Below are 17276 nucleotides of genomic sequence, written 5' to 3' on the forward strand. Positions count from 1 at the left end.
CCCGCTCATCGATACGCAGGCCGTTCAGGCTTACCTGCGCGCGATCGAAGCCTGCAAGGCACAGGGCGGGCGCTTTGTGGTGGAAGGCGGCGTGATGGCAGGTGAAGGTTTCGAAAGCGGGTGTTACGTGAAGCCCTGCATCGCCGAAGTGCAGCCCGGCATGCCCATCGTGCAGTCGGAAACGTTTGCCCCGATATTGTACCTCATGCCGTATTCCTCGCCGGAAGAAGCGATTAAAATACAGAACGGCGTGCCGCAGGGATTGTCGTCCGCCATCATGACCCTGAACCTCCGCGAAGCGGAACAATTCCTTTCCGTGGCCGGGAGCGACTGCGGCATTGCCAACGTCAATATCGGGACGAGCGGCGCCGAGATCGGCGGCGCGTTTGGCGGGGAGAAGGAAACGGGCGGCGGCCGGGAAAGCGGCAGCGACGCGTGGAAAGCGTATATGCGGCGCCAGACCAATACCATCAACTTCGGCAGCCGGTTGCCGCTGGCGCAGGGGATTCAGTTCGATTTGTAAGTATAGATAAGCAATAGCAAGCCCGCGGCCTGTACGGCCGCGGGCTTTTCGTTTTTATGGACGAACCCCTCCGCAAAATGACCAACGCTGTTCGTAAGCCGGACCTTTTTTCTAATTTTGCATCCAATCGCAAACACCTCAAGCCTTGCGCCATGTAATTGCATTAACATATTGAACCGCTGCATCCGCACCCGTTTTCCGGGCGCCGGAGAATCATTTTGTTAAATGTAAATCCTACAATCATGGCAATATCAACAAAATACGGCCGTACCTATCATTTCCCGTTCTCGCCAGGCACCAGCAGCGACGACCGGATTAATTATGATTACTGGGACCAGCTGTCCGCCATCCCCAAACTGGTGCATACCGAAAAGCTCGACGGGGAAAACAATTGCCTGTCCCGCCTGGGCGTATTCGCCCGGTCGCACGCCGCGCCCACGACTTCGCCGTGGACCGAAGACCTGCGCCGTTTCTGGCAAATGGTGAAACACGACCTGGGCCCGCTGGAGATTTTCCTGGAAAACCTCTACGCCATCCATTCCCTCGAGTACCGGCAACTCGATCATCATTATTATGTGTTCGCTGTGCGGGAAGATGGAAGATGGCTGAGCTGGGAAGAGACGCGCTTTTATGCCCATATGCTCGACCTGCCGGTGGTGCCGGAAGTTTCGATGCCCGAAGTTAATAACCGCGCGGCGTTTGAAAAGGAACTGGTGGCGGCGGCAGGCGGCAGCGGAGCGTTTGGCCCGCACAACGCGGCATCCGGCGCGCCGGCAACGATGGAAGGCATCGTGACGCGTAACGCAGACGGGTACCCGGCCGATGAATTCTCGAAAAATGTTTTTAAATATGTAAGGAAAGGGCATGTGCAGACGGACGTCCACTGGACGCGTAACTGGAAGCGTGCCCGCCTCAAACAAGAAGGAGGTAATTATGTGGACCATCAGTACTAATAAATCCTGGGATCATCTCGCGCAGTCGTTCGATTGGGTGCGCGACATGGCGCTTACGCCCCAGGACCCGCAGCACCACGCCGAAGGCGACGTGGCCACGCATACCCGCATGGTGCTCGAAGCGCTGTGTGCTGATGCTGCGTATATAGAATTAACCGAACAGGATCGGGAGATCCTCTGGGCCGCAGCGCTCCTGCATGACGTGGAGAAGCGCAGTACGACGGTCACGGAGCCGGATGGAAGGATTTCCTCGCCGGGGCACGCCCGCAAAGGCGCGCTTACCGCGCGGCAGATCTTATACGGCGAAATCCCCACGCCGTTCGCCATCCGCCAGCAGGTAACGGCCCTGGTGCGCTATCATGGCTTCCCGCTGTGGGCGCTTGAGAGGCCGGACCCCGTAAAGGAACTGGTGAAAGTGAGCCAGGAAATTGATACCCGCCTGCTGGCCATGCTCGCCCGCGCCGATGTGCTTGGCCGCATTTGCGCCGATAAAGACGAAATGCTCTACCGCATCGGCTGCTTTGAGGCGCTGTGCCAGGAGCAGCAATGCTGGGGCGCGGCGCGGCCGTTTGCGACGCCGCATGCCCGCATGCATTACTTGCTGCATGAAAACACGCATCCCGATTACGTGCCGTTTGAGCAGCCGGTCAGCGAAGTGATCCTGATGAGCGGTCTGCCAGGCGCCGGGAAAGATACCTTCATCCGCAGGCATTATCCAAACCTGCCGGTAGTATCGCTGGACGGGCTGCGGGAAGAAATGGGTGTTTCGCCGACGGATGCCACCGGCAACGGCCAGGTGATACAGGCGGCGAAGGAGCGTGCCAGGGTGTTTCTGCGGAAGGGGACCGGCTTTGTGTGGAACGCCACGAACGTTACCCGGCAGATGCGGATGCAGTTATTGGAGCTGTTTTTCACCTATAAGGCGCAGGTGCGGATCGTATATGTGGAAGTACCGTACCGGCAGCTTTTCCGGCAAAACAGCAACCGTGAGGCCGTGGTGCCCGCGCTGGTGTTGGAAAAGCTCGCGGCGAAACTGGAGGTTCCCGCGGCCTGGGAGGCGCATGAAGTGACCTGGATTGCCGCGGATCCGGCATTTTAACCGCGGGTAATGTCCGGTTTTGTGACCGGGTTGTCCGCTTTTACAAACGGCCGTTACGCCGAAACCGGTTAGCCCGATTGCGAATTTGAAGGCCGGAAGGCCCGGAAGCCCGTCCATTGGACGGGCTTTTTCGTTGGAATGCAGTGCTGGAAAGGTTTTGCGTGAAAAGTGCGGGCGTGTCCGATCTGTGCAAAAACGGACACTTACGGCGGTTTTGCTTGCCGTTCATCCGCTGATAACTATTCGTTTTAGGATGTTTGGAGCCGTTCATACTTTTGAATCGTCAAACAAACAACAACGTTCATCCCATAAAATTATTCACATGAAAACTATCATCGCACTCATCGCCACCGTAATCATTTCCCTGAATGCCGCCGCCGTTACCCCGGGTGCGGACATGATGTTCAAAACCTCCGTCCGCCTGGCTGCTGAAAAAAGCTGGTACGATGCCGAAGGCAACCTGCTGGCAACATCCCGCATGATCAATGAAGCGGCGCTGCCCTTCAACGTGATCAAAAAACTCATGAAGAAATGCCCTGATTACCAGATCCGTTATATCCGCGAATTCGAGGCGGAAGGCATCAATACTTACATTATTACGCTTGAAAACGAGAAAGGCTATAAAGTGGTACGCTGCCTGGATAACACGCTGACCGTACTGCAGCAGCTGGAAAAAATCTGATCCGCCATTCAGGACCGATAGTGTTCGTTGCCCGGAAGTACCAAGCTTCCGGGCACGGGCATTTTAAGGACGGGTGGTTTGGAGGCGGAAGGGTTTTTGATTAATTTTATTCCTTGCAGCATCATCATTATTCCTATCAGGACGTAAGCGCCTATTCCAAATTTCGACATGTATGGAAACGCAGGTGACCACCGCCGAGGCGATCAATATCCTCCTCATCTACTGTGAAAAGCTGGGCTGGCCTGTAGACCGGATCATGGAGGATGCCGGTGTGGAACCGGGGTCGATGGAAAGCCTCCAGCGCCCGGTGACCCTGGGAGAACTGTCGCGCTTTTTCGCATCGGCGGTGAAGGTCTCGGGCGATCCTTACATCGGGTTGCACATCGGCGATATCTCGAACCTCGACGCGCTGGGGATCGTGGGGCAGCTGTACCGGTACAGCAAAAACATGCGCGAAGGCATGTTCCGCGTGATCATGACGCCCCGTCACCACGCGCCCGAAGCCGCTTTCGTGACCCGCCAGTTCATAGAACTGGCCATGGCGTATTGCAAGCACGGCACGGAATACGCCTCGCAGGCGGGATTGAATCCTTACGAAGTACACTTTGCCTGGGCGCTGACCGCGGAAGAAGAAAAGCAATATGCGGAAATATTCGCGTGCCCCGTTTACGGGAACCGCGCCAATACGCAATTGATGTACCGCCCCGCCGGCGCCGATTTCCCGAATTTCTTCTATAACCCGGTATTGCTGAAAGCATTGGAAGCCGGCGCGGACGCCGGGATGGAGCTGGCGCCCTGGAGCAGCAACGACCTCCAAAAGGCGCTGCTCATCATGAACGTCGAAGAAAAGGAGCGGAGCCGCATCGCGCGGAGCCTCCACGACGGCGTTTGCGGTACGCTCGCAGCGGTGCGCATGCACCTGGGCGTACTGCAGGACCAGGTGCCCTCGCTGCATACGGCCGAATTCCTGCAAACGCTCGCCCTGCTCGACGAAGCCGCCCGCGAAGTCCGCAAAACCGCGCACAGCCTCATGCCGGAAGTGCTGCAGCAGTACGGCCTCAATTCCGCGCTCGAAACACATTGCCATAACCTCGCGCCCTGCTGCCCCACGCAGATCAATTTCTACAGCTTCGGCACGCCTTTCCGGTTTGAGCCGGGCGCCGAGCTCACCGTATACCGCACGGCGCAGGAACTCATCCAGAATGCTGTGAAGCACGCGCAGGCAGACAGTATCATCGTGCAGCTGCAATTCGATGGCGAAGATATTTCGCTGACGATCGAAGACGACGGCATCGGCCTGCCGCCCGACCGGCTGCGCCCCGGCTCCGGGCTCGATATCCTCCGCCAGAACGTCACCGGGCTGGGCGGCACCATCGACTGGGACGGGCGCCAGGGTAGCGGCACTTCCGTCACCGTTACCATTCCTTCCCTCCATGCTATCCTTGCGCGGGAGTAGTGCGAATTGTATTATTTTATTATTAATTTGCCCTCAGGCCTTATGAACGATCAACCAAAAGCCTAACATTTGCGCGCATTTCCGGCCCACGTACCGGATCATTTACCGTTTAAACAGGGAGACGCATGACCTGGAAGGAGTCTGATGAAATATTATGGGTAGACGCTCTGCGCAACGACAGCACCGAAGCCTTCGATGCGCTGTACCGCGCATATTTCCCGTCTGTTTACGCCAACATCTGCCGGCTGGTGCGCGAACCTTCCGCCGCACAGGACATCGTGCAGGAAGTTTTCATCCGCCTTTGGGAAAAACGCGGGCAACTGAAGCCCGGCCAGCCCGCCGGCAACTGGCTGTTCGTGGTCAGCTACAACCGTTCCGTTTCCTGGCTGCGCAAAGATCTCCGCGAGAAATTGCAGATAGAAGGGCTGGATTCCCTGCCCGACCTCCCCGGCGAGCCCGGATGGGACCATACCTCGCTCCAGCTCGACATGCTGGAAAAAGCCATCGAGCAGCTGCCGCCGCAACGTAAAAAAGTTTTCCTGCTCTGTAAAGTACAGGGCCGCACCTATGCCGAGGCGGCTTCCGAGCTCCAGATTTCCCACTATACCGTGAAGGAACATATCCAGAAAGCCAGCCAGTTCATCCGCGAATACGTGCGGCTGCAACCGGAATGGCAGGCCCTGGCGCTGGGCGCGCCGCTGCTGTCGCATTTGCTGGGATAAAAAAAACTTCCTTCCAGGACCCCCCTTTTTTCAATTTCCGCGTATTTACTATAAACCTGACCGCCATTGGAGGATCAAGCACAATATCTCCGGGAGCTGCTGGCTAAACCGGACTGGACGGACGACGAACGCCGCTGGTTGCTGCATTACCTGGAACACACGCCTGCAACGGAACTGAAAACCCTGTTGCTGGAGGCTTTCCGTGAAAGAGATATCGCCGTGCCCGATCCCGCGTTACAGGAACGCCTGCTGGCGGGCATTCACGCCCGGATGCAGCCGGAACGGGAAACCATCGTTACCTCCATGCGCCGCAGCCACCGCTGGCGTGTGGCGGCCGCCATCGGCGGGATGGCGATACTCCTGGGCGGAGGAGCGCTGCTGCTCCGCCAGCCGCAAGGGCAACAGGCTACCGTGGCGGACCTGGCGAAAGCGCACAATGTCGAACCGAATGGCGATATCGCCCCCGGCGGCAATAAAGCGCAGCTCGTACTGCATAACGGGCAAACCGTGGTGCTCGACCAAACGGCTGATGGCCGGATCGGGGAGGGGAATGTGGAGAAGAAAGACGCGGAACTGTTGTATGAAGAAAATGAAGGAGACCGCGGCAGCAATATCCTCATCACGCCCCGCGGCGGGCAATACCGAGTGCGCCTGGCCGATGGAACGAAGGTGTGGCTCAACGCCGCCAGCCGCCTCGAATATCCCGTGGCGTTCAATGGAAAGGAACGGCTGGTCAGCCTCACCGGCGAAGCCTATTTCGAAGTGGCGAGCGATGTGCAGCGGCCGTTTTTCGTTATGGTTGACGGGATGAAAGTGCAGGTGCTGGGAACGAAGTTCAACGTCAACGCCTATCCTGAAGAAAAACTTTTCACCACCGCCCTGCTCGAAGGCGCGGTACGCATAACGGGCAGCGGCAAGCATGTAACGCTGAAACCCGGACAGGAATCCGCCTTCAGCCCGAAATCCGGATCCTTGAAACAATACGACGGCGACATGGAAAGCGCCGTGGCCTGGAAGAACGGCATCATCACATTTAAAAACGACGAGCTCTCGGCCGTCATGCGCGACCTGGGAAGATGGTATGACGTGGATGTAGCGTATGAGCCGGGGCTGGACAGCCACATACATGTAACAGGGGCCATGCGCAAACAGGAACACCTGTCGCAGGCGCTGAAAATTCTCGAGCTGACGGCCGGCGTCCACTTTGAGGTGGAAGGGCGCACGGTCAAAGTATCCCGATAGTAAATGAAAGGCAGGCCAATGGCCATTCGGAAGGGACGCCTTCCGGATTGCCGTGCCATGCCCCTAAGCATACAATAGAATTATTAAACACACAAATGCTGTTATGAAGAAATGCATGAAACCCGCGGCGCATCCCGGTGGCGCGGGCATACGGAGGCGTAAGGCCCCTCCGGCCCTGCACCTGTTCCTCCTGCTGGCGATCCTTGCCGGCCTCCCTTCCCATGCCGGCGCCCGCATCCAGGATGTTCCGCTGAACGTTCAGGTTCGTAACGCGGGACTGGAAACGATTTTTAAAATCATCCGCCAGCAAAGCGATTATCTGTTCATTTTCAAAGATGAGAACCTCGCGCGCATCAACACCCGCATCACCCTGCAAATGCAGAACGCATCGATCAGCGAGGTGATGGACAAATGCCTCGACGGTTCGCCGCTCACTTACCGCATCGTAGACAAAACGGTGATCCTCATGAGCCGCGACGAGCCCGCCAAAGCCGCCGTGAAACTCACGGGTGTAGTAACCGATGCCGATAGCAGGGAACCGCTGCCCGGTGTGTCCGTTGCCGTGAAAGGCGCATCCGGCGGTACCGTAACGGATGCCAATGGCCGGTTTGCCTTGCAAAACGCAGACGTGCCGGCTACACTGGTGTTCACTTTCATCGGATATACCGCTAAAACCGTAGTCGTAACCGACGATAAGCCCGTACAGGTTTTCCTGCAGCGCGAAACCCGCAATATCCAGCAGGTGGTTGTGGTAGGATACGGCACCCAAAAGAAAACGGAGCTCACCGGCTCGATCAGCACCTTCCGGCCGGATGAACTGAACGCCCGCCCGGTCCTGGGGCCCGACCAGATGCTGCAGGGCCGCATGCCCGGCGTGAACATCTCCTCTTCTTCGGGGATGCCGGGCGCAGGGCTGCGCGTGAGCGTTCGCGGAACGGGATCGCTGAGCGCCAGTAACGAACCGCTGTACGTGATCGACGGGGTGCCCATCATCCCGCACGACGCCGGCATGTTCAATTTCGGCGGCAGGATGAACCCCCTCGCGCAGCTGAACCCGCAAGACATCGCGTCCGTCGAAGTGCTGAAAGATGCAGCGTCCGCAGCGATTTACGGGTCCCGCGCCACCAACGGCGTAGTGCTCATCACCACCAAAAGCGGCCGCAAAGGCGCAGGACAGCTGAGCCTCAACGCCTGGGCCGGCATGTCGGAAGTAATGAACCTGCACAAAATCGAAATGGCGGATTCCAAACTCTACCTGGAAGTCGCCAACGAAGCCATCGACAACTACAACAAACAATACGGGTACGAACCCGGCAACAGCAAGTTCATCCAGGGCATCGATAATCCATATCCCGGGCTTCCCGATACCGACTGGATGGACCTGGTGCTCCGCAAAGCCTGGTCGCAGAACGTGGACCTGTCCGTTTCCGGAGGCAACGATAAAACCACGTATTACATTTCCGGCGGTTTCCTCAACCAGCAGGACACGATCATCTACAACGACCTGAAGAAATATACCGGCCGCATCAACCTGGCCAGCGAGCCCCTCAGCTGGCTGCGCACCGGCGTGAACGTGAGCTTCAGCTATTCCGACAACAACCGCGTGCCCGGCTCCAACCTCGGTTCCACCGTAATGGGAAGGAGCTTGCCGCACCGTCCGTTCGACCGGCCGTACAAGCCCGACGGATCGTACTACGTAGGCGGCACTTCCGACCTTGTGTACCACAATCCCATCCAGATCCTCAAAGAAGAAGTGGCGCAGCTGCAGAATTACCGCATGATCGGCAACGCTTTCGCAGAGCTGCGGCTCATGCCCGGACTGGCGTACAAAACCTCCTTCGGTTCGGATGTGGGGCTGACCAACGATTACGTTTATTACAACGCCAGGCATCCTTACGGAACGGGCAACGGCCGCATCGCCGACAACCGCCGCTGGATGACCAATATCCTCCTTGAAAACACCCTTACTTACAGCAAGCTCTTCGGCCAGCTGAAGCTCGATGTGCTGGCGGGCCACTCGTTCCAGCGGGTAATGACGTCCACCAGCGGTATCGACGGCAATGGTTTCCCCGCGCCTTCGTTCGACGTGCTGAATGCCGCGTCGGTGATCACGAGCGCGGGCACGAACCTGTACGGCAACGCGATGGAATCGTATTTCGGGCGCGCCAACCTGGCGTATAAAGAGCGCTACCTCCTCGGGGCTTCCATCCGTACCGACGGTTCCTCCCGCTTCTCGCCCAACAACCGCTATGGTTATTTCCCATCTGTGTCTGCCGGCTGGCAGGTATCGAAAGAGCCCTGGTGGACGAAGCCCGGCACCGACCTGAAAGTGCGGATGAGCTACGGTTCTACCGGTAACCAGGAAGGCGTGAGCAATTACGCGTACCAGGCGCTGACCGGCGGCGGCTACAACTACGACGGCAAAAGCGGTATCGCGATCACAGGGTTCGGCAACGAAGCGCTGACCTGGGAAAAGGCCAACCAGCTCGACGCAGGCGTGGAACTGTCGCTGTGGAAAGGCGCGCTCAGCTTCACGGTGGATTACTTCGTGAAGAACACGACGAACCTCCTGTATAACATGCCCATCCATGCCACTTCCGGTTTCACCAGCATCACGAGCAACATCGGATCGATGCGGAACAAAGGGCTGGAACTGGCGCTGAACGGGAACTACAGCTTCGGTGAGCTGCAATGGCAATCCGACTTCAACATCTCCTTCATCCGCAACCGCATTACCTCCCTGATCGGGGACAACGATTTGCTGTCGGTTGGCAGCAACCGGGGTTTGCAAGTAGGGAAAGACATCGGCAGTATCTGGGTGTATAAGATGGTCGGCATTTTCCAGGACGACAAGGATGTGCCGCTGCCGCAGTACAACACCGGCGTTCGCGCGGGCGATGTGCATTATGAAGACCTCAACGGCGACGGCGTGATCGATATCAACGACCGCCAGGTGGTGGGCAGTTCCAACGCGGATTTCTTCGGTGGATGGAATAACACTTTCCGCTATAAAAACTTCGACCTGACTGTTTTCCTGAATTACACTTACGGAAACGACGTATACAATACTTCGCGGATCATGGTGGAAAGGCTGGGGCAGAACGGGACGAACAATTTCCGCCGCGTAGCGGAATCCCGCTGGACGGGCCCCGGCACGAGCAACACCGTTCCCCGTGCGATCTACAACCAGGCGCAGAATATCGCCAACTCCTCGCGCTGGCTGGAAGATGGCAGCTTCCTTCGCGTAAGGACCGTATCGCTGGGTTACGAATTGCCGCGCACCTGGCTGCAGCGGGCGCATGTGAAGCGTTTGCGCGTGTATGCGCAGGCAGATAACCTCGCGTTATGGACGAAGTATTCCGGGCTGGATCCGGAAGTATCGTCGGACCTGGATCCGCGCTTCATCGGGGAAGACAACCTGGTGCTTCCGCAGCCTCGTTCCTTCAATTTCGGCATCAACCTGCATTTTTAAAACCGAAGCAAACATCGTCATGAAAAGAATATTGATACCAGCACTGATCACGGGCAGCCTCATGGTTGCATCCTGCAGTAAACTGCTGGACGTGAAATCGCATTCGGCCGTGGCCACCAACACGTTGTCTGAAGCCGATGTGGAAGCCTTCCTGGTAGGCGTTTACAACAGGGTGCAGAATGCGCCCGGTTCGGAGTCGTACATCTCGTTCGATATCGTAGGCGGCAACCTCATCAACTCCGGCGCAACCAGCGACGGGGGGCTGAATACCTTCATCAGCAACGTGCTGCGGCCGGAAAACGGCCTGATGTCCAACGCCTGGAACGGGTATTATGCATCGTTGTACCAGGTCAACAACCTGCTGGAAACACTCGCGCGCATCCCGGCGTCCACGCGGAAATCGGAGATCGAAGGCATCGTGCATTTCTTCCGCGGGCTTATTTACTACAACCTCGTTACCCGCTGGGGCGGCGTGCCTGTGCTGGAGCGGAACACGAACGAAAAAGTATCGCGCAATACGGAAGCGGAGACCTGGGCGTTTATCGAAAAAGAGCTGGAAATAGCGATAGAACAGGCGCCGGCGTATGCGACGGGGCAATATTACCAGGTGTCGTCGCAGGCCGCGAAGGCGCTGATGGCGCGCGTGAAGCTGGCGCAGGGGAAGAAGGCGGAAGCCGCCGCGCTGGCGGAAGAAGTGATTGAAAGCGGGTTGTTTGCACTGGATGCTTTTGAGAAGATCTTCAGGGCAACGGCCAACACCGAAGAGATTTTTTCTTTCAAGAACCTGACCATCGAATCCTCCATCCGGGTGAGCACGCTTTTCTATACCTATGCCCACGAAGTGAAAGGCAGCTACGTGTACCGTCCCACGCAGGAAACCATGGATATGTTCACGGCGGACGATAAGCGCACCGCTATGTCCGTAGAAACATTCTCCGGGCTGCGGATCATCAACAAGTATCCCAGCGGCCAGTCGGGCACCGATCCCATCGTGATCGTGCGGCTGGGCGAGATGTACCTGATCAGCGCCGAGGCACAGGGGCTGGCGGGGTTAGACAGGCTCAACGAGCTGCGGGCTTTCCGCGGGCTGGGCCCGGTAAACCCTGTTGGCGAAGCGGCATATCTCGATGCCGTGTTGCTGGAGCGGAGAAAGGAATTGCTGGGTGAAGGGCACCGCTGGTACGACCTCGTGCGCACCGGCAAAGCCGTGTCTGAACTGGGGATACTGAAGCGGGAAGTGAAATATCCGCTCCCCATGAATGAACTGGCGCTGAATACCAACCTGGATCAAAACGACGATTATTAATCTTTCAATTACAATTCTATGCTGCATAAATATAAACTGGTCTGGGGATTGACGCTGGTATACGCCCTCCTGATCGGCTGCAAGAAAGACGAAGCCGTGGCGCAGGCGCCCTATACGATCAAAAGCCCTCTCACCCAGCGCATCCTCGACAGCGCGGGCGTAATGGCGCAGGTGTTCAGCGACACCCTGTTCGAAGTGGCGCCCGGCATCAAAGAAACCGATATCCACTACCTGAGCCGCGAAGGCTACTCCATGCGCGCCTTCATTCTCGAAGTGGACGCCAACTACCCAGGCCTCCTGTTACAGGCAGGCACGCCCTATAACGCCGCCGCCTACGCCATGCAAACCGTGCCCGATATGGCCAAATACATCGAGAAGCCCGGCTACAAAGTACTGGCCGGTGTGAATGCGGACTTCTTCAACACCTCCACCGGCGAGCCCCGCGGCATCTACGTGAGAGACGGTGTGGTGCTCAAAACCACCTGGGCCAACGCCCGCAGCGCCACGTTCATGGGCGTGCTGAAAAACGGGAAACCTTATATCGGCGACCGGCAGGATTTCCTGGCCGTGCAAAACGACCTGGAAGACGCCCTCGGCGGCGGCCCCATGCTGGTCAGGGATAACCAGATCCTCACCCAAACGGATCTTTCCGTGGAACCCCGCACCGGCATCGGCATGAACGCCCAGGGGAAAATGTACTTCATCGTCATCGACGGCCGCAGCTTCTACTATTCCAACGGCTGCACCATCACCCAGCTGGGACATATGCTGAAAGCCTGCGGCTCCACCATCGCCATCAACGTCGACGGTGGCGGAAGCAGCACGTTCATGATCAAACATCCGCTGGCGGACGTGTGGCAGGTGCGCAACCGTCCCAGCGACGGCACCAACCGCGCCGTAGGCAACGCCTGGATGATCATTTCCCGATAACCGATTCAATTCTGCCAGACATGAAAAAACTCATCACCTATTTACTGCTGCCGGCCTTCGCATGGCTGTCGGCATGCGATAAGGACGACGATGCGGAAAAGCCCGTCACGCCGTCGATCATCGCCATATATCCTTCTTCGGGCCATCCGAATATGATCATCACCATCAAGGGTAAAAACTTCAGCACGGTCCGCGAAGACAATAAAGTGCAACTCGGCGGGAAAGCCGCCGTGGTGATCGAAGCCTCGGAATACGCGCTGCAGGTGGTTTCGCCGGAAGACGGCACCACCGGGCCGGTGACCGTAGCCACGCCGAAGGGCACCGTCACGGGAGGGCTTTTCACTTATCTGCCGCCTTTGGAAGAATACCAGGTGAGCACGCTTGCGGGTAGCGGCACCGCCGGTTCCGTTGATGGCCCCGTGGCCGACGCACTGTTCCGCACGGTGCAGGGCGTAGCCATCGGCGCCGATGGATCTGTGATCGTAACCGACCGCGGCAACAACCGCATCCGCCGGATCACCACTGCCGGGCAGGCCGTTCCCATTGCGGGCGCTACTACCGCCGGTTACGTGAACGCCACCGGCGCTGCGGCAAGGTTCCGCCTGCCCTGGCGCGCCGTGGAAGATGCGCAGGGGAATATCTTCGTCGCCGACCGCGATAACCACGCCATCCGCAAAATCACGCCCGCCGGTGTCGTGAGCACTGTTGCCGGGACAGGCGTGGCCGGGTTCGCGGATGGCGATGCCAATACCGCCCAGTTCAACCAGCCGCTCGACATCGTGGTGGACGCCGCCGGAAACCTGTATGTTGCCGATAACCTGAATCACCGTATCCGCAAAATCGCTACCGACGGACAAGTGACCACCATTGCGGGGAATGGCACGGCCGCCTTCGCCAACGGCACGGGCACCGCCGCGCAATTCCGCAACCCGAGCGGGCTGGAGATCGATAAAGACGGCAACCTCCTCATCGCCGACAGGCTCAACCAGCGCATCCGCAAAGTGACGCCCGCCGGCGTGGTGACCACCCTCGCGGGCGACGGCAACTCCGGATACCTCGACGGCGATGCCGCCGGCGCGCGGTTCGCCGATCCGTACGGGATCACGATCGATGCAGACGGAAACGTTTATGTAGCCGACCTGAACAACCACAAAATCCGGAAGATTTCACCGGAAGGGAAAGTGGTGTCCATCGCCGGCGGTGCGCGCGGGTTCACCGACGGGCTCGGTGCGGGCGCGCAGCTCAACACGCCTACAGACGTGTGTGTGGACGCGCAGGGCAACGTGTACGTGGCCGACCAGGCAAATCATGCTATCCGTAAACTGACGAAAAAATAGAACCGAAGCCGCTCTTTCCAGGGTGGCGGAAAAACGAACAGCCCCCGGTGCTTTGCTGCGCCGGGGGCTGTTTTTATGAAGAAATTAGAAGTGATCGGGAAGATAATCGTCGGACAGGATTTTCTTTTCTACCAGCGATTTATGATACACTGAGTATTTGATGTACTTGCGGGTGATGAAGTAGGAAATGGCCGTCACGATCATGAGCGGTACAAAGAGTTTGTACCCCCCGGAGATTTCGGCCAGCAGGAAGATGGCCGTTAACGGCGCGTGCATTACGCCTGCCAGCACTCCGGCCATGGCGGTGATGATGAAGTTGGGGGTGTTGAGATGGTAAATGCCGGTTACGTTGACAAGGTAGGCGAACAGGAACCCCGTGATCCCGCCGGTAATCATCGACGGAGCGAAAACGCCGCCATTGCCGCCCGCGCAGATGGTCAATACCGCGCAGATCACTTTGAAAGTGATGAGTAAAACCGACATGAGGATCACCGCCCAGATTTCGGTGCTGTACCCTTGCAGGAGGGAATGCGAGGTGATGGCGGCGTAATTGCCGGCCAGCAGCTGGGTGATGGTGGAATAGCCCTCGCCGTAAAGGCCCGGCAGGAAGAAGATAATGCCGCAGAGCGGGATGCCGGCCATCAGCCAGGTTTTCCAGCTCATTTTGCGCTTATGGAAGAATCCTTCTATCCATTCCACCATATGCGTAACGTATACCGATACCATGCCGCAGGCGATACCCAGGCAGATGTAAAAAGGGATGGCCTGGATGTTCCAGCTTTCGCTGGCGGTAAAGATGAATTTTCCCGGGTAGATCAGTTGCGACACCACGGTGGCCGTGGCGGTGGAGATCAGGAGGGGAATGAAGAAGGGGATGGTGAAATCGAGCAGGAATATTTCGAGGACAAAGATGATCCCGGCGAAAGGGCTGTTGAACACCGCCGCGATGCCGCTGGCCGTGCCGCAGGCGAGGAGCAGGACGGTATCTTTCGAAGAAAGGCGGAGGTCGCGGCCGGTATTGGAGCCGATGGCGGCGCCTGTGGCCACGATGGGCGCCTCCAGCCCTACGCTGCCGCCGAAGCCGGTGGTGAGCGCTGCGGTGAGGATGTGGCCGTAAGTGTGCCTTTTCTCGATCCGGCCTTTATTGGCGACGATGTTGTGGATGATGAAACCAATCCCCCGGTTCAGCCGGCCCTGGAAAAAGCGGGTGAGCAGCAGGAAGGAGAGGCCGGTGCCAATCAGCGGGAGGATGGCCGACAACCAGTTGCTTCCCATCCAGTCGTTCATCGACTCCGCCCGGTGCTCGAAGAACGCCACGGATACCTTGAGCGCTACCGCCGCGAGGGCTGCGATAACGCCGACGATGAAACTGATGAGGATTAAAAAATTACGGTGGGAGGTGTATTTCGACCTGATATTTCCCAGCTTGACCAATAACCTGTAGTACTTGTTTCCGGTTCCTTCCATCCGGCTAAATTAGTAAAACGTAGGCTAATGGTCATTCCCCGGTCCGGAATTGGACCTTTTCCACGATCACACCGAGCTTTTTAACCCCCGATGCGTCGGACCGGAAGGATTTTTCGCCGGTAAAGGAATCGTAGAGCTTGGGGTCTCCGGTATTGAGCGCCCTGAACAGGAGGTGTACGCCCTTATTATCGAGCTGGCCGCCGTCGTAACTCTGTACGGTGCCGCCGTTGGTCCATTCGAACCCGTTGATCCGGAAGCCCCTGCCGTTCACTTTCTGCACTTTATCGATCGGGTCGCCGGGTTTGATACCGAAGGGCGCGCGCCATTTGGCGTTTTCCTGGCCGAAGGTGATGGTTTTGGTAGAGTCTTTATAGAATACCACGGCCATTTCGTTCTCGGTATCCGGGTAAACCACCCAGGCCTTGCCGGCGTCGTTGCCGTCGAAGTCAGTGGCGTCGCGCAGCTCCACGTTCTGTTTGCCGTAGAGGTCGAGCAACTGGTCGGGTTTGGTCATGCCGAAAACGAGGCGCACGTCCCAATTCCGGGTGTCGGCGGATTCCACGCCGGCGGCGGTGGTATTGATGGTCGCGGGCGCACCGGCAGCCTGCTGGGCGGCCTGGGCGGCGGCGGGAGGCGCGCCATCGAGATTGGCGGCCGTGGCCTGGTTGGTGTTGGCCGGGGGCGCTACCATGAGCGTAATGGCTTTCGGGATGGCGCCGGACTTGTACAGGGTGGCTTTCTCTTCCGTCAGGTCCTTGGCTTCGTTCTTATATTTATTGACCGTATAGGTGGCGATCGGGAAAACGTTGCCCGACTTGATATCCATCGCGCGGAGGTTGGCGATGAACGTCTGCCGGTCGCAATCGCTGTATTGATACAGGAATTTGAGGGCGGCGTCGATGGTGGCGGGGTCCTTTTTAAGGTCCTGCATCGTTTTATCGATTTCCAGTCCGCCGGCGCCCGAGCGGCTCATCTGTTCCGTCACAAACACCAGTGCGGGGTCGTTGAGCTTGAGAAAGGTGGCGGCCATTTTCTCAGATATGTCATCTATGGCGGATTCCGTCAGCTTCTGGGCGGAGGCGGCAAGGGGGAGGGAGATAACGAGCAGTAAGAGGAACCGTTTCATGCGGGTAATTTTATATGGCTGTGCGTGTATAACGCATATCATTGTCACTAAATTATGGAAATATCCCTATCGGAGCGCAAAATACATGCCCGTGATTTTTCCCGGATGCGTAAATCAAATTTCCGATCCGATCATCCACCCAAACGTTCCGTCCATAATTTTACGCCTTCAAAACAGAAGCTTATGTTATCACGTTTTACATGTATGCTGGCCCTGGCGCTTTTCGCCGCCATCAATTCCTTTGGCCACGCACTTTGGATAGAAACCAGCCCGGTTGGTAAAAAAGGCCAGGCCCAGGAAGTTCGGGTGTTCTGGGGCGAATTCGCCGATAAGGACATTTCCCCCCTGGACAAATGGTTCTCCGATACCAAATCTTACGCCCTTTCGGTGATCACCCCCGACGGCAAAGTGCTGCCCCTGCAGAGCGCGCCCGGCAAAGATCACTATAAAGCCTACTTCACACCTGACCAGGACGGCGCTTACACCGTTGTCATGAAACACGTAGTAAGAGACGTTTACCACGGCAGCCGCCTCGATTACCACTCCAGCGCCGTAGTGCGCGTTGGCACCTCCGCCCAGCTGGACGCCGCCGCCAACCAGAACGTGCTGAGCGTGTACACCGCCCCCAACGCCACCCTGAAAACTGGGCAAAACATTGATTTCTATACACTTAAAGAACTGAAGCCTGCCGGTGGACAGGAGGTGGAAGTTATCGCGCCGAACGGCTGGGGCAAGAAGCTCTGGGCCGACAGCACCGGCAAAGCCTCCTTCACCCCCCTCTGGCCCGGCCGTTACATGGTAGAAGTAGCCGGCACCAAGGAAGAAAAAGGCGACCACAATGGCAAAGCCTACGAAAAGATCTGGCGTTGCGCAACATATTGCATAGAAGTAAAATAATATAAGAGCGTCGTACAGATTCCATGTTTGTGCCCCAACCTCCCGGACTCGCGTTCGGGAGGTT

14 protein-coding genes are annotated in these 17276 nt (G+C 57.7%); 12 read left to right on the forward strand and 2 right to left on the reverse strand.

Annotated elements, in window-relative coordinates:
- From Q0510_RS19300 to Q0510_RS19350, 11 genes are all read left to right on the forward strand, one after another.
- On the forward strand, positions 1–523 hold a 523-nt coding region (locus Q0510_RS19300), incomplete at its 5' end, for an aldehyde dehydrogenase family protein (RefSeq protein ID WP_298715429.1).
- A 242-nt stretch (positions 524–765) separates the two neighbouring features.
- Positions 766–1476 carry an RNA ligase family protein gene (locus Q0510_RS19305; protein WP_298715431.1) on the forward strand — a complete coding sequence of 237 codons (711 nt, stop codon included), beginning with the start codon at positions 766–768 and terminating at the stop codon, positions 1474–1476.
- Complete coding sequence (locus tag Q0510_RS19310; RefSeq protein WP_298715433.1) at positions 1457–2575, forward strand: AAA family ATPase; 1119 nt, start codon at positions 1457–1459, stop codon at positions 2573–2575. The genes Q0510_RS19305 and Q0510_RS19310 overlap by 20 nt, the downstream gene beginning before the upstream one ends.
- A 322-nt stretch (positions 2576–2897) precedes the next feature.
- On the forward strand, positions 2898–3257 hold the full coding sequence (locus Q0510_RS19315) for a hypothetical protein (RefSeq protein ID WP_298715435.1): 360 nt from the start codon (positions 2898–2900) through the stop codon (positions 3255–3257).
- Between the two features lie 172 nt (positions 3258–3429).
- Positions 3430–4713 carry an AraC family transcriptional regulator ligand-binding domain-containing protein gene (locus Q0510_RS19320; protein WP_298715436.1) on the forward strand — a complete coding sequence of 428 codons (1284 nt, stop codon included), beginning with the start codon at positions 3430–3432 and terminating at the stop codon, positions 4711–4713.
- A 125-nt stretch (positions 4714–4838) separates the two neighbouring features.
- Positions 4839–5435, forward strand: coding sequence for a sigma-70 family RNA polymerase sigma factor (locus Q0510_RS19325; RefSeq protein ID WP_298715438.1), 597 nt, complete (start codon positions 4839–4841; stop codon positions 5433–5435).
- Between the two features lie 66 nt (positions 5436–5501).
- On the forward strand, positions 5502–6677 hold the full coding sequence (locus Q0510_RS19330) for a FecR family protein (RefSeq protein ID WP_298715440.1): 1176 nt from the start codon (positions 5502–5504) through the stop codon (positions 6675–6677).
- A gap of 103 nt (positions 6678–6780) precedes the next feature.
- Positions 6781–10149: a TonB-dependent receptor gene (locus Q0510_RS19335; protein WP_298715441.1), complete on the forward strand. Its 3369-nt coding sequence runs from the start codon at positions 6781–6783 to the stop codon at positions 10147–10149.
- 19 nt (positions 10150–10168) lie between these two features.
- On the forward strand, positions 10169–11455 hold the full coding sequence (locus tag Q0510_RS19340; RefSeq protein ID WP_298715443.1) for a RagB/SusD family nutrient uptake outer membrane protein: 1287 nt from the start codon (positions 10169–10171) through the stop codon (positions 11453–11455).
- Positions 11456–11473: 18 nt separating this feature from the next.
- On the forward strand, positions 11474–12385 hold the full coding sequence (locus Q0510_RS19345) for a phosphodiester glycosidase family protein (RefSeq protein ID WP_298715445.1): 912 nt from the start codon (positions 11474–11476) through the stop codon (positions 12383–12385).
- Positions 12386–12405: 20 nt separating this feature from the next.
- A complete protein-coding gene (locus Q0510_RS19350; RefSeq protein WP_298715447.1) occupies positions 12406–13722 on the forward strand; it encodes an IPT/TIG domain-containing protein in 1317 nt (438 codons plus the stop codon).
- An 84-nt stretch (positions 13723–13806) separates the two neighbouring features.
- Here Q0510_RS19350 and Q0510_RS19355 read toward each other — a convergent pair whose 3' ends face one another.
- Together Q0510_RS19355 and Q0510_RS19360 are read right to left on the reverse strand one after the other, a co-directional pair.
- Positions 13807–15189 carry a chloride channel protein gene (locus tag Q0510_RS19355; protein ID WP_298715449.1) on the reverse strand — a complete coding sequence of 461 codons (1383 nt, stop codon included), beginning with the start codon at positions 15187–15189 and terminating at the stop codon, positions 13807–13809.
- A 31-nt stretch (positions 15190–15220) separates the two neighbouring features.
- Positions 15221–16315: a hypothetical protein gene (locus Q0510_RS19360; RefSeq protein WP_298715451.1), complete on the reverse strand. Its 1095-nt coding sequence runs from the start codon at positions 16313–16315 to the stop codon at positions 15221–15223.
- Positions 16316–16498: 183 nt separating this feature from the next.
- Between Q0510_RS19360 and Q0510_RS19365 the strand changes: the two genes are divergently transcribed.
- Positions 16499–17212, forward strand: coding sequence for a DUF4198 domain-containing protein (locus tag Q0510_RS19365; RefSeq protein WP_298715452.1), 714 nt, complete (start codon positions 16499–16501; stop codon positions 17210–17212).
- Positions 17213–17276 lie beyond the last annotated feature (64 nt).

This window comes from uncultured Chitinophaga sp. (genome assembly GCF_937874145.1).
Classification (GTDB): domain Bacteria; phylum Bacteroidota; class Bacteroidia; order Chitinophagales; family Chitinophagaceae; genus Chitinophaga.